This is a genomic window from Erythrobacter sp. HL-111 (assembly GCF_900105095.1).
GTDB lineage: Bacteria > Pseudomonadota > Alphaproteobacteria > Sphingomonadales > Sphingomonadaceae > Erythrobacter.
Genome location: NZ_LT629743.1, coordinates 2,190,291 through 2,203,631 on the forward strand (window position 1 = coordinate 2,190,291; position 13,341 = coordinate 2,203,631).

Annotated in this window: 13 protein-coding genes; 11 read left to right on the plus strand and 2 right to left on the minus strand. The window is 69.3% G+C overall.

What is annotated here, in order from left to right; all coding sequences use genetic code 11:
* The first annotated feature begins 3 nt into the window (after positions 1-3).
* Together BLU08_RS10325 and fabI are read left to right on the plus strand one after the other, a co-directional pair.
* A complete protein-coding gene (locus BLU08_RS10325) occupies positions 4-1,059 on the plus strand; it encodes a YihY/virulence factor BrkB family protein (RefSeq protein ID WP_090199237.1) in 1,056 nt (351 codons plus the stop codon).
* Positions 1,060-1,096: 37 nt separating this feature from the next.
* Positions 1,097-1,921: an enoyl-ACP reductase FabI gene (fabI, locus tag BLU08_RS10330; RefSeq protein WP_090199239.1), complete on the plus strand. Its 825-nt coding sequence runs from the start codon at positions 1,097-1,099 to the stop codon at positions 1,919-1,921.
* A 246-nt stretch (positions 1,922-2,167) separates the two neighbouring features.
* On the opposite strand, the gene BLU08_RS10335 is transcribed toward fabI, so the two are convergent.
* Complete coding sequence (locus BLU08_RS10335; protein WP_157674524.1) at positions 2,168-3,463, minus strand: sugar transferase; 1,296 nt, start codon at positions 3,461-3,463, stop codon at positions 2,168-2,170.
* Between the two features lie 89 nt (positions 3,464-3,552).
* Positions 3,553-3,768, minus strand: coding sequence for a hypothetical protein (locus tag BLU08_RS15240; protein ID WP_157674525.1), 216 nt, complete (start codon positions 3,766-3,768; stop codon positions 3,553-3,555).
* Positions 3,769-3,890: 122 nt separating this feature from the next.
* Here BLU08_RS15240 and pseB point away from each other — a divergent pair, with 122 nt between their 5' ends.
* The 9 genes from pseB to BLU08_RS10380 are packed head-to-tail and all read left to right on the plus strand — an operon-like array spanning position 3,891 to position 13,317.
* Positions 3,891-4,901, plus strand: a complete 1,011-nt coding sequence (gene pseB, locus BLU08_RS10340; protein WP_090199244.1) for a UDP-N-acetylglucosamine 4,6-dehydratase (inverting) — start codon at positions 3,891-3,893, stop codon at positions 4,899-4,901.
* A 53-nt stretch (positions 4,902-4,954) separates the two neighbouring features.
* Positions 4,955-6,142, plus strand: coding sequence for a UDP-4-amino-4,6-dideoxy-N-acetyl-beta-L-altrosamine transaminase (pseC, locus tag BLU08_RS10345; RefSeq protein ID WP_090199246.1), 1,188 nt, complete (start codon positions 4,955-4,957; stop codon positions 6,140-6,142).
* A gap of 13 nt (positions 6,143-6,155) precedes the next feature.
* Positions 6,156-6,860 carry a pseudaminic acid cytidylyltransferase gene (pseF, locus tag BLU08_RS10350; RefSeq protein ID WP_090199248.1) on the plus strand — a complete coding sequence of 235 codons (705 nt, stop codon included), beginning with the start codon at positions 6,156-6,158 and terminating at the stop codon, positions 6,858-6,860.
* Between the two features lie 3 nt (positions 6,861-6,863).
* Positions 6,864-8,384 carry a UDP-2,4-diacetamido-2,4,6-trideoxy-beta-L-altropyranose hydrolase gene (pseG, locus tag BLU08_RS10355; RefSeq protein WP_090199250.1) on the plus strand — a complete coding sequence of 507 codons (1,521 nt, stop codon included), beginning with the start codon at positions 6,864-6,866 and terminating at the stop codon, positions 8,382-8,384.
* Complete coding sequence (locus BLU08_RS10360; RefSeq protein WP_090199252.1) at positions 8,381-9,076, plus strand: methionyl-tRNA formyltransferase; 696 nt, start codon at positions 8,381-8,383, stop codon at positions 9,074-9,076. The genes pseG and BLU08_RS10360 overlap by 4 nt, the downstream gene beginning before the upstream one ends.
* Positions 9,073-9,756 carry a PIG-L deacetylase family protein gene (locus tag BLU08_RS10365; RefSeq protein ID WP_090199254.1) on the plus strand — a complete coding sequence of 228 codons (684 nt, stop codon included), beginning with the start codon at positions 9,073-9,075 and terminating at the stop codon, positions 9,754-9,756. Before BLU08_RS10360 ends, BLU08_RS10365 begins: the two co-directional genes overlap by 4 nt.
* Positions 9,757-9,767: 11 nt before the next feature.
* Entirely contained in the window at positions 9,768-10,826 is a 1,059-nt protein-coding gene (gene pseI, locus BLU08_RS10370; protein WP_090199256.1) for a pseudaminic acid synthase, read from the plus strand.
* Positions 10,823-11,911 carry a Gfo/Idh/MocA family protein gene (locus tag BLU08_RS10375; protein ID WP_090199257.1) on the plus strand — a complete coding sequence of 363 codons (1,089 nt, stop codon included), beginning with the start codon at positions 10,823-10,825 and terminating at the stop codon, positions 11,909-11,911. The genes pseI and BLU08_RS10375 overlap by 4 nt, the downstream gene beginning before the upstream one ends.
* The gene (locus BLU08_RS10380) at positions 11,908-13,317 is read left to right on the plus strand and encodes a hypothetical protein (RefSeq protein WP_090199258.1); all 1,410 of its coding nucleotides are present in this window, start codon (positions 11,908-11,910) and stop codon (positions 13,315-13,317) included. The genes BLU08_RS10375 and BLU08_RS10380 overlap by 4 nt, the downstream gene beginning before the upstream one ends.
* The last annotated feature ends 24 nt before the right edge of the window (positions 13,318-13,341 follow it).

Below are 13,341 nucleotides of genomic sequence, written 5' to 3' on the forward strand. Positions count from 1 at the left end.
CGGATGGCGGAGCGGGCTTCCCCCCTGCGCTCCTCGCAGCCCCCGGCAATCGAGGACCGCGAGGTCCGCTCGCTTTCGCCCGAGGCGCGGCGCCATGCCGCGCGCGAGCAAAGCGAGGCCGAGCACGCCAGCGGCCTGCGCAGCGCGCTGGTGCAGAAGGTCGGGCCGGGCACGCGCGCCTTCGAGGTGATGAAGCGGACGCTGGTGGGCACCTACCAGGACGGCTTCATCCATGCCGGCAACCTCGCCTATCTGTCGATGCTGGCGATCTTTCCCTTCTTCATTTTCGGCGCGGCGGTGTTCCAGCTGGTCGGCGGGGAGGAGCGCACCTCGCAGATGATCGCCTCCGTCCTGGTGACGCTGCCGCCGGACGTGACCGAGGTGATCGAGCCGGTCGCGGCCAATATCGTCGAGGCGCGTTCGGGCTGGCTGCTGTGGCTGGGCGCTGCGGTCGCGCTGTGGACGGTCTCCAGCCTGGTCGAGACGATCCGCGACATCCTGCGGCGTGCCTATGGCACGAAAGCCGCTCACGCATTCTGGAAATACCGCCTGTTTTCCGCCGGGATCATTCTTGGCGCGGTGGTGCTGCTCCTGATCTCCCTGTTCGCGCAGGTCGTGATCGGGGCGGCGCAGGCGGTGATCGATGCGAGCCTGCCGCAGCTTTCGGAAGCGATCGGAACGCTGCGCCTGTCGCGGATCGCGCCCGCGCTCGGGCTGGCCCTGTCGCTCTACATGCTGTTCTACAGCCTCACCCCGCACCAGTACCGCGCGAAGGCCTATCCCAAGTGGCCGGGCGCGCTGTTCACCGCGGCGTGGTGGCTGGGGGTGACGACGGCGCTGCCGCCGATCCTGTCGAGCTTCTTCGCCTACGATCTCACCTATGGCAGCCTTGCCGGGATCATCATCGCGCTGTTCTTTTTCTGGCTCGTCGGGCTGGGGCTGGTTATCGGGGCGGAACTGAACGCGGCGCTGGCCGAGCCCGAGGCGGCCCATGATGGCGAGGAACAGGGCGGCGGCGAAGGCGCAGGCGCAGGCGCAGGGAAGGGCGACGGGGCCTGAGGCGCGCGGCGGAGCGAGACGAAGGAGCAAGACCGACATGGGCGATCTGATGCGGGGGAAACGCGGGCTGATCATGGGGCTCGCCAATGACAAGTCGCTGGCGTGGGGCATTGCGAGCAAGCTGGCCGAACACGGCGCCGAGCTCGCCTTCTCGTACCAGGGCGAGGCGCTGGCGAAGCGGGTCAATCCGCTGGCCGCAAAGCTGGGGAGCGATTTCACCTTCGAATGCGACGTCGCCGACATGGATTCGCTCGATGCCGCGTTCGCCAGACTCAAGGAACGGTGGGACACGCTCGATTTCGTGGTCCACGCGATCGGGTTCTCGGACAAGAACGAGCTGCGCGGCAAGTATGTCGACACCAGCCTCGAAAACTTCCTGATGACGATGAACATATCGGCCTACTCGCTGGTCGCGGTGACGAAGCGCGCGATCGCGATGATGCCGCCCCTCGCCGAGGACGGCAGCGGCGGCGGCAGCATCCTGACGCTCACCTATTACGGCGCGGAAAAGGTCGTGCCGCACTACAACGTGATGGGCGTCGCCAAGGCCGCGCTGGAGACGAGCGTCAAGTATCTCGCCAATGATCTCGGCCCGGCGGGCATCCGCGTGAACGCGATCAGCGCGGGGCCGATCAAGACGCTGGCGGCGAGCGGGATCGGCGATTTCCGCTACATCCTCAAGTGGAACGAGCTGAACGCGCCGCTGCGCCGCAATGTCACGATCGAGGATGTCGGCGGGGCCGGGCTCTATCTCCTGTCCGATCTCGCCTCGGGCGTGACTGGCGAGGTGCACCATGTCGATGGCGGCTACCACGTGGTCGGCATGAAACAGGAAGACGCGCCCGACATCGCGCTGAGCTGAGGCTTTGGCCCGGCGCTCGCCGGATTTCGCGCGCCGCGCCGGAGGCATGGTTCCAGGACAGCGCCCCTCGCCGAGGCGCGGGGCGGCAGGAGGCCTGGCCGTTCCTCGGGACGGGAGGCGGGGCGACATTCGGCAAGAGCGCGTCCGCACCCGCATGACACGAGGCGTCGCCGCGCGTCCTTCCCCGGCGGGGCCACCCTCATGCTCCGCCGCATGGCCGACGCCGCGATGGCGCCGGCGCCCCGTTCATTTCGAGCCGTACCCCGTCAGGATCGTGTGGAACGTCCGCATCACGATCAGCACGTCGAGCCAGAACGAGAAATACTTGATGTAGTAGAAATCGTACTGGAGCTTGATGTCGATATCCTCGAGCGTGGCGACATGGCCCTTGTTGACCTGCGCCCAGCCCATCAGCCCCGGCCTCACGATGTTGCGATAGGAATAGAAGGGCAGGTGCGCCTCGTACCATTCGGCCAGCGCGTTCGCTTCGGGCCGCGGGCCGATCAGGCTCATCTCGCCCTTCAGCACGTTGAACAGCTGCGGCAGCTCGTCGAGCCGGTAGCGCCGGATCGAGCGGCCGATGCGGGTGATCCGCGGGTCGTCACGGCGCGTGATCGCGTCCTCGCGCGTCGCATCCCCGTTCGTTTCGGGGCGGCTGGTCATCGAGCGGAACTTGTACATCCGGAACGGCCGCCCGCCGAACCCGGTGCGGGTCTGGGTGTAGAACGGGCTTTCCCGGTCCTCGAACCAGATCGCGGCCGCCAGCAGGGCCATGAAGGGCACGGCCAGCGTGATCAGGAGCACGCTCCCGACGAGATCGATCAGCCGCTTGATCGGCGTGTAGGAGCGATTGGGCATGAGCGATCCGAGAGAGTTTTCCGACAGGTGTTCGATCTTGACCTGCCCGGTCAGGGATTCGGTGAGCTGCTTGTAATGATAGACCGGAACCCCCGCGAGCGAGGCCTGCGCCAGGAGGCGTTCCCATTTCGGCGGCAGTTCGGCCCGGAAGTCCGCGACGATGCAGGCCGCCCGGTCGCGCGGAATCTCGGCCCGGACCAGCCGGCGCACCGGAATGCCCTCGATCTCCTCCATCGCCGCCACCTGGCCGCAGGGCACGAGGTAGAAGGGTCGCAGCCGCATCGCCCGGCTGCTCCAGCACAGCCGGGTCGCGATCACGGTCGCGGCGGCGGCCGAATAGAACAGCATCAGGCGGCTGTATTCGACGCGCAGGGCGAACATCACGAGCACGACCAGCACGAAGCTCATCACCATGATCGGGACGCCGTGCACCGCCCCGCGCGTGCCCGGCAGGACCAGCACCCGCCCGGCGAGCTGCATGCCGAGAAACAGCGCCGCACTCGCCGCGATGGCGGTGTTGATCGTCGTCGGGTCGGCGAAGGCTTCGGTGATACCGGCAAGCTCGAACGCGAGGAGCGGGGCGAGCACGACCAGCACCCAGGCGCCGGCATGGCGGATGACCGCGCCCAGCGGCGTGTTCGTCCTGCGCGCGGGGGCGACCTGGGAGACGGGTTGGATCAGCATTGCATGAGTGCCTGGAGCACGCCTCGCATTTCTTCGCCGCCGCGTTTCGGCAAAAGGACCGGGTCCCGTGCGGCGGGACGTGCCGAAACCTAGGCGATGCTGCGAAAACGCGGCAAGGCGATGAATCCTCCGCTTTGGCGGCTTGCCGGGTGGATCGGCTCCACATCGGAGGCGATCGGGACCCGGCCGCGCAATGGCACCACACTGGAGGCATCGGGCGCGACGTGGAGGCAAATTGCGGTTGCCTTGCCGGAATGGCCGCCTGTAGTGACCGGCCATGGAAATCCGCCGGTGTTCAGGCACATGGGCACCCCTTCTCCGCGGCAACGGGCGCACGGTGCGCGCTCCCGCCGGATCGGCGAAGGGTGCCGGCGCCTGGTCCGTCGAATGCCCGCCCCGTTCCTCCAACGCGAGTAGCTAGCCCGACATGCTCAACGACAAGTCCGTCCTGGTCACCGGGGGCACAGGCTCCTTCGGCAAGGCGTTCGTCCGCACCGTGCTCGAACGCTATCCGGACATCCGCCGGCTCGTGATCTATTCGCGCGACGAACTGAAGCAGTTCGAGATGGCGCAGGTCTTCCCTCGTTCGGAACATCCCGCGCTGCGCTATTTCCTCGGCGACGTGCGGGACGAGGCGCGGCTGCGGCGCGCGCTCGAAGGGATCGACGTCGTGGTCCACGCCGCCGCGCTGAAACAGGTGCCGGCGGCCGAATACAACCCGTTCGAATGCATCAAGACCAACGTGCTCGGCGCGCAGAACCTGATCGAGGGCTGCCTCGATGCGGGGGTCGCCCGGGTGGTCGCGCTCTCGACCGACAAGGCGGCGGCACCGATCAACCTCTACGGCGCGACCAAGCTGTGTTCGGACAAGCTGTTCGTCGCGGCCAACAACATCAAGGGCACGCGCGACGTGCGCTTTTCCGTCGTGCGCTACGGCAACGTGATGGGCTCGCGCGGGTCGGTCATCCCCTTCTTCCTGGCGAAGAAGGCGGAAGGCGTGCTGCCGATCACCGATCCGCGCATGACACGCTTCAACATCTCGCTGCGCGAAGGGGTCGAGATGGTGCTGTGGTCGATCGAACACGCGAGCGGGGGCGAGGTGCTGGTGCCCAAGATCCCGTCCTACCGGATCGGCGACGTCGCGATGGCGATCGCGCCCGAATGCGAACACCGGATCGTCGGCATTCGCCCGGGCGAGAAGATCCACGAGGAGATGATCACCGCATCCGACAGCTTCAACACGGTCGACATGGGCGATTATTTCGCCATCCTGCCGGTCAGCGCGGAATACACGATCGAGGATTACTGCGCGAAGCACGGCGGAACGCCGGTCGAGCCGGGCTTTGCCTATTCCTCGGGCACCAATCCCGATTTCCTCTCGGTCGAACGGTTGCGCGAACTGATCGATGAACACGTCGCCGGCCAGGTGATCGACTGAGCGGCGCGGGAGCGGGCGCGGTGTCGGTTGGGGCGCAACGAAAGGGACGAGCGATGGCGAGCGCTGCGGACGGGTTCATTCCCTACAGCCGGCAGGAGATATCCGAAGAGGACATCGCCGCCGTCGGCGCGCTGCTGCGCTCCGATTTCCTGACCCAGGGCCCGGCCGGCCCGGCGTTCGAGGCGGCCTTCGCCGAGCGCCACGGGGTCGGTCATGCGATCGCCGTCTCGAACGCGACCGCGGCGCTCCACATCGGGTGCCTCGCGCTCGGCATCGGGCCGGGAAGCCGCGTCTGGACCAGCCCCAACAGCTTCGTCTCGAGCGCGAACTGCGCGGTTTTCTGCGGCGCCACGGTCGATTTCGTCGACATCGATCCGATCACCCGCAACATGGGCGTCGATGCTCTCGCCGCGAAGCTCGAGACGGCGGAGAAACGCGGCACGCTGCCGGACCTCCTGATCCCGGTCGATTTCGCGGGCCTCCCGTGCGACCTGGCCGAGATGCGGGCGCTGGCGGACCGCTATGGCTTTGCGATCCTCGAGGATGCGAGCCATGCGACCGGCGCAGCCTATCGCGACGAACCCGTCGGTTCGCGCCATGCCGATGCGACCGTGTTCAGTTTCCACGCGGTCAAGATCGTCACCACCGGCGAAGGCGGGATGATCGTGACGCAGGACGCCGCGCTGGCTGAAAGGCTGCGCCTGCTGCGCTCGCACGGGGTGACCCGCGACGAGACCGCGATGAAGCGCGCGCCCACGCCCGAAAACGGCCTCGGCGCATGGTATTACGAAATGACCGAGCTGGGCTGGAACTATCGCCTGACGGACCTGCAAGCCGCGCTCGGGCTCTCCCAGCTCGGCCGGATGGACGAATGGCGCGCGCGGCGCGAGGCGCTGGCGGACCGCTACGATGCGCTGCTCGGCGAGGGGCCGCTGCGGCTTCCGGTGCGGCGAGCGGACCGGGTTTCTGCCTGGCATCTCTACGCGGTCGAACTGGCCGACGAGGCGCGCGCGGGGCGGGCGGAAGTCTTTGCCGCGCTGCGCGCCGCGGGGATCGGCGTGAACGTTCACTACATCCCCATCCACACCCAGCCCTTCTACCGGCAGCGCGGCTTTCGCAGCGAGGATTTCCCGAAAGCCGTCGCCTATTACGAACGGGCGCTGTCGCTCCCGCTCTTCCCCGCCCTGACCGAGGCGCAGCAGGACCGGGTGGCACGCGTGCTGCTCGATCTCGTGGCCTGAGGCGGAGCGGGGCATGGACGTCGCAGCGACCATCGCGATCATTCCCGCGCGGGGCGGGTCGAAGCGCATCCCGCGCAAGAACGTCCGGCCCTTCGCGGGCAAGCCGATGATCGCCCATGCGATCGAGGCGGCGCTCGCCTGCGATGCGATCGGGCGGGTGATCGTCTCGACCGACGACGACGCGATCGCCGCGATCGCCGCCGGGCACGGGGCCGAGGTGCCGTTTCGCCGTCCGGGCGAGCTTGCCGACGACATCACCCCGACCGTGCCGGTGATCCAGCACGCCATCCGCACCCTGCGCGAACTCGGCCACCCGGTCGATCGCGTGTGCTGCATCTATCCCGGCGTGCCCTTCATCCGCACCCGGGACATCGCCGATGCGCTGGCGCTGCTGGTCGGGCACGGGGACGAAGGCTATACCTTCCCCGTGACCAGCTTCCCCTCGCCGATCCAGCGCGCGCTCCGGCGCGGCTCGGACGGGGCCTTGACCCCTTTCGATCCGGCCCATGTCGAAACGCGCACGCAGGACCTCGAACCGGCCTATTTCGATGCGGGACAATTCTACTGGGGCGCCGCGGAAACCTGGCTGTCGGGCGCGAATATCCACCTCAACGGGCGCGCGATCGTGCTGCCCGAATGGCGCGTCGTCGATATCGACACGCCGGAGGACTGGACCCGCGCCGAAGCGCTCCACCGCGCCCTGCAGCAGGAGGGTTGAGGGATGCGTGTCGCCATCCGCGTCGATGCCTCGCAGCGCATCGGGACCGGCCACCTGCGCCGCTGCCTCGCGCTCGCCCGCGCGCTGGCGGATTGCGGGGCCGAGGTGCGCTTCGTGACCCGCGCGCTCGGCCTCGACAGCGTCGGCATGATCGGCGCGGCGGGCTTCGCGCGGACGGCCCTGCTCGGCCCGCCGGGACCCGTCTTCGCCCCCGACCCAGCGATCCCCCATGCCGCCTGGGGCGAAGTGCCGCAGCAGCGCGACGTCGAGGAGACGGTCGCGGCGCTGGCGGATTTCACGCCCGCGCTGACCGTGGTCGACAGCTACGCGCTCGATGCGCGCTGGCACGAGGCGGTCGCGGCGCAGCTCGGCTGCCGGATCGCGGCGATCGACGACCTCGCCGACCGCGCGCTTGCCTGCGAGGTGCTGGTCGACCACACCTTCGCGGCCGGTCACCGCGCCAAATACGCCGCCGTGCTCCCCGCCTCCGCACGGCTGCTCGGCGGTCCGCGCTTCGCCCTGCTCGGCCCTGCCTATGCCGCCGCCCCGCGCTACGAGTTCGGGCCCGAGGTGCGATCGATCGGCGTGTTCATGGGCGGGACCGATCCGGACGGGTTTTCCGCGCGCGTGCTCGACGCGCTCGATCTCGCCGGGTTCGCGGGGGAGGTCGAGGTCGTCGCGACCTCGGCCAATCCCGGCCTCGCGGGCCTGCGCGAAAGGGTCGCCGCCCGGCCCCGCACGACGCTTGCGGTTGACCTCCCGGACCTCGCCGCGTTCTTCGCGCGGCACGATCTCCAGATCGGCGCGGGCGGCGGGGCAAGCTGGGAGAGGTGCTGCATCGGGGTGCCGACCCTGCTCGTCGTGATCGCTCCCAACCAGCTCGCCGTCGCGCCCCTGCTGGCCGAGGCGGGGATCGCCGAATTCGCGCCCGACCCGGCGCCCGCGGCGCTCGCGGAAAAGCTCGCCGGGCTGATCGCCGACTCGCCGCGCCGCGCCGCGCTGGCCGAAGCCTCGCGCCGCCTGGTCGACGGACGCGGGGCGGAGCGGGTCGCGCTCGCCCTGCTCGCCCCCACGCTTGCGGTCCGGGAGGCGCGGGCCGAGGATGCGTGCCTCCTGTTCGGCTGGCGCAACGCGCCCGCCAACCGGCGGCGGATGCGCGAACAGGGCGCCATCGCCTGGCCCGACCATGTCGCATGGCTCGACCGGGTTCTGGCCGACGCCGCGCGCCGGCTCTATGTCGGGGAGATCGGGGGACGGCCGGTGGGCGCGATCCGGTTCGACGACCTCGACAAGGACGGCTCTGAAGTCTCGCTCCATCTCGATCCGGCCTTCGCCGGGCTCGGGCTCGGCCCGCACCTCCTTGCCGCGGGGGAAACGGCGGCCGATCCCGACTGCGTCACCGCGGAGGTGCTGGCGGACAACGCCCCCTCGCAGGCGCTGTTCGAACGCGCCGGCTACCGCAGGCTCGGTCCCACCCGGTTCGAGAAACGCCGCCGACCCGCCGCCGGGAGGGCCACGGCATGAGCGCGCCGGAACCCGTCCGGATCGTCCTCGCCACGCATCATCCGCGCAACGACCCGCTCGAAGCGGCGCTGCGCGCGGTTGCGGGCTACGAGGTGCTCCGGGTGCGCGAAAAGGGCGAACTGACCGCCGCGGCGCTGGCGGAATTCGGGGCGCAATGGGTCTTTGCCCCGCACTGGTCGCACATCATTCCCGAAAGCGTGTTCGGTGCCTTCCCCACCGTCATCTTCCACATGACCGACCTGCCCTATGGCCGCGGCGGCAGCCCGCTGCAGAACCTGATCGCGCGCGGACACGGCGAAACCATGCTGACCGCGCTCAGGTGCGAGGCGGGGCTCGACACCGGGCCGGTCTATCTCAAGCGCCCGCTTTCGCTCGCGGGAACGGCGGAGGAGATCCTGCGCCGCGCGAGCGGGCTGATGCTGCCGATGATCCGGGCGATCGTCGACAACGCGCTCGAACCCGTGGCCCAGACGGGCGAGCCGACCGTCTTCGCCCGCCGCACTCCGGCGATGAGCGCGCTCGACGAGGCGCAGGACGCCTACGACCACATTCGGATGCTCGATGCCGAAGGCTATCCCCATGCCTTCGTCGAGACGCGGCGCTACACGATCACCTTCACGAACGCGCGGCGGGCCGGGAACGGAGAGGTCCTCGCCGAAGCGCGCATCAAGCGAAGGACGCCCGAATCATGACGACCCTGGTCATAGCGGCCCATCCCGATGACGAGATTCTCGGCTGCGGGGGTTTCACCGCCAAGCTGTCCGCCGCTGGCGAGACGGTGCATCACCTGATCCTTGCCGAAGGCGCGACCAGCCGCGACGCGGCGCGCGATGCCGCGGGCCGGGGGGAGGAATTGTCCGAACTCGCGCGCTGCGCCCGGGCCGCGGGGGAGATCGTCGGCGCCGCCTCGGTCAGTCTCGAGGCCTTCCCCGACAACCGCATGGACGGCGTCGACCTGCTCGACGTGGTCAAGGTGATCGAGCGGCACATCGCCGAACGCGCCCCGACCCGGGTGCTGACCCACGCCATGAGCGACGTGAACATCGACCACCGCATCGTCCACGATGCCGTGATCGCCGCCACCCGGCCGCAGCCGGGCAATCGCATCCGCGAACTGCTCTTCTTCGAAATCATGTCGAGCAGCGAGTGGCGCCCGCCCGCCTCGCTCGCGCCCTTCGCGCCCGATTACTTCGTCGACATTTCCGCCCGGCTCGACGCGAAACTCGCGGCGCTGCGCGCCTATGCCCCCGAAATGCGCGACTGGCCGCACCCCCGGTCGGTGCGCGCGCTCGACCATCTCGCCCGCCTGCGCGGGGCGAGCATCGGAGTCGAAGCGGCCGAGGCCTTCATGGTCGGGCGGATCTGCGCGTGAAAGGACAGGACATGACCCGGACCCACTTCGCCATCGCCGGTCGCCCGATCGGGCCCGGGCACCGCCCCTACATCATCGCCGAGATGAGCGGGAACCATAACCGCTCGCTCGACCGCGCGCTCGATATCGTCAGCGCCGCGGCCGAAAGCGGTGCGGATGCGGTGAAGCTGCAGACCTACACCGCCGACACGATGACGCTGGACTGCGACACGCCCGATTTCCTGATCGACGACCCGAATTCGCTCTGGAACGGGCGGCGGCTGCACGAACTCTATGTCGAGGCGCACACCCCGTGGGACTGGCACGCACCGATCATGGACCACGCCGCGAAGCTCGGCATCCACTGTTTCTCCACGCCCTTCGATGCGAGCGCGGTCGATTTCCTCGAAGGGCTGGAGGTTCCCGCCTACAAGATCGCCAGCTTCGAGATGACCGACCTGCCGCTGGTCCGACGGGTAGCCGAAACGGGCAAGCCGATGATCCTCTCGACCGGCATGGCGAGCGTGACCGAGATCGGGGCCGCGCTCGACACGTGCCGCGCGGCCGGCAACGAGCAGGTCTGCATCCTGAAATGCACCAGCACCTATCCCGCCACTCCCGAGAACACGAATATCCGCACGATCCCGAACATGGCGGAAACCTTCGGCTGCGCGGTCGGCCTGTCGGACCACACCATGGGCACGGGCGTCGCGGTCGGCGCGGTGGCGCTGGGCGCGGTGCTGGTCGAGAAGCATTTCACGCTGGCGCGCGCGGATGGCGGGGTCGACAGCGCCTTCAGCCTCGAACCGCGCGAACTCGCCGCCCTGCGCGAGGAGACCGAGCGCGCCTGGCTCGCGCTCGGGCAGGTGACCTATGGCGGGACCGATGCCGAGGAAGGCTCGCGCCAGTTCCGCCGCTCGCTCTACGTGGCCGAAGACATGGCGCAAGGCGACGTCTTCACGCCGGAGAACCTGCGTTCGGTCCGGCCCGGCTTCGGGCTCGAGCCGAGGCATCTCGACGTGCTGATGGGCAAGCGGGTGAACCGCGCCCTTGCCAAGGGCACCCCGGTGAGCTGGGACATGATCGCGTGAGCGAGGCGCCGTCCGCGCCGGTTCCCGCCGCGGTCATCGGCTGCGGGCGCATGGGGGCCTTCCCGTCCGACAGGATGCGCGACCACGCGCCGGCGGCCTGGTTTCCGCTTTCCCATGCCGAAGCCATTCGCGCGACGCCCGGCGTGACGCTCGCCGCGCTGTGCGACCGCTCGCCGGAGGCGCTGCGGCGCGCGGCGGATCGCTACGGCGTGGCCGACTGCTTCACCGATCACCGCGATCTGCCGGAAGGCCGGGTCCCGCTCCTCGCCGCCATCGCGACCCGCACGCCGGGCCGGGCCGGGTGCATGATCGATCTTGCCGGGCGGGGGACGCGCGCCTTCCACATCGAAAAGCCGGTCTGCAATTCCATGGCCGAACTGGAGCGGCTGCAGACCCTGTTCGACCGCGGCGATGTCTTCGTCACGCTGGGCGCCCTCAGGAGGCACTTTCCGATCTACCGCGCCGCGCGCGATCACGCGGCGGGCGGCACGCTCGGCACGATGCTCGAAACGCAGGTGGAACTGGGGCGAGGCCAGCTTTTCTGGGCCCATCCGCACTCGGTCGACCTGCTGCTGTTCGCCGCGCAGGGCCGCGCGGTGCGCTCGGTCGGTGCCCGGTTCGACGGGGTCGAACGAAAGGGCGCGCGCATCCTCAACGACCCGGTCGTCGTCGATGCCGTGATCGAGTTCGAGGGCGGGCTGGTCGGACGGATCGGCCGGATGCCCGGCAATGACTGGCGCCTCGGCTGCGAGCGGGGCAAGGTCGAGGTGCTGGGCAACGGCGCCGCCCTGCGCGTCGCGCGGGCCGAGGGCGACGGCTTTCGGCTGCGCGAGAGCGAAGAGGCGATCCCGCCGCCCGGCGAAGCGGGCGGATCGGCCTTCGCCATCCGGATGCTCGTCGCCTGCCTCGCCGGGAACGAGGCGGCCCGCGCCGCCAATGCCGAGCTGAAGCGCGATGTGGCGACCGGTCAGCGCGTCCTTTTCGCGATGGCCCAGTCGCATCTCGAGGGAGGCCGCCCCGTCACCCTTTCGGAAATCGATCCCGACCTCGTCATCGAAGGGCGCACCGGGGAGCTCGTCGCATGACCGGCCCTGCCCGCCACGCGGCAGGCGCGCGGCCGCGCGTGCTGTTCTTCGCCCGGGGCTACCAGGCGAGCCTTTACCCGCAGCTCACCGATCCGCGCTACGAAGCGGTCTTCGCGACCCTCACGCGCGCGGAAGCGGCGCAGCTGCGCGCGGGAGGCACCACGGTCGCGGCCTGTTTCGAGGAAGACTTCGATCGGCTGGAACCGGCAGCCGTGCCCGAAGACTACCTTGCGACCTCCTTCGTCGCGGATCGCTTCCTCGGCCGCTATCCGCATCGCGACCGGCTGGTCATCCTGGGCAAGGAAATCGCGTTCTGGCGCGAATTGTTCGATCGATACGCGCCGGTCGCGGCGGTCAACGAACTCGTCGCGATCGAGATCGCCGAAGTGCTCTGCCTCGAAGCGAGGGCACGCGGCGTCGCCTATCTCGCGCCGATGGTCTCCCCGATCGACGGGCATTTCTACTTCCTCCCCGATCCGCTCTCGCTTTCGGGCCGGCACCTCGATCTGCCGGAACCGGATGCGCGCGCGCGGGAAATGGCGGACCGTTACTTCGAGCAGGTGCAGGCGCCCGATTACCGCCCCGATTACGTCCGCCGCCTGCGCGGGCGGCACCATCCCAGGGCGATCGCGGCGGCAATCGGCAAGGCGGCGCTGTGGCGCTGGCGCGACTGGCGCTCGCGCGACATCACCCGCAGCGGCGCGTTCCGCTACGAAAGCTATTCCGAGGAATTCTCCAAGCGCCTGCAGGTCTTCGCCGCGGGCCTCTTCGCACGCTACGACACGCTCGCCGATCTCGATCCGGCTGCCGAAGCCGTGATGTACCCGCTGCACGTCGAACCGGAAGCGACCCTGAACTACAACAGCGAATTCGTGTCCAACCAGGTCGCGACGATCGAGAACGTGCTCAAATGCCTGACCACCCGCCAGGCCCTCGTCGTCAAGGAACACCCGGCCGACAAGGGAGCGCTGCTGCGGCCCAAGTTCCGCAGGCTTCGCGGGCAGTATTCGAACCTCGTCTTCCTGCCGGCGGAGATTTCCGGGCGCGAGGTGCTGGCACGGTGCGAACGGATCGTGACGCTCACCAGCACGGTCGGCTGGGAGGGCGCCCTGCTGGGCAAGCGCGTCTGCGTCATGGGGGACATCTTCTGGGACAGCGTGCCGGGCATCGTGCGCGTCGAAACCTGGCCGCAGCTGCGCGCGCTGATGCACCGCCCGCTTTCGCACCTCCCGCAGGTCGGGATCGCCGACGCGCGCAGGCTGATCGGCGGAATGGCGGCCATATCCCATCGTGGCCGCCCCCTGCCCCACCCGGACCGCGATACGCGCGGCAATCTTCAGGACCTGTGCGACGCGATCGCGAAGGAAGCGGGGATCGACGCCCGGCAGCCGGTTCCCGCACACTAGCCAGGGCGGCTCGCTTGCGCCAAA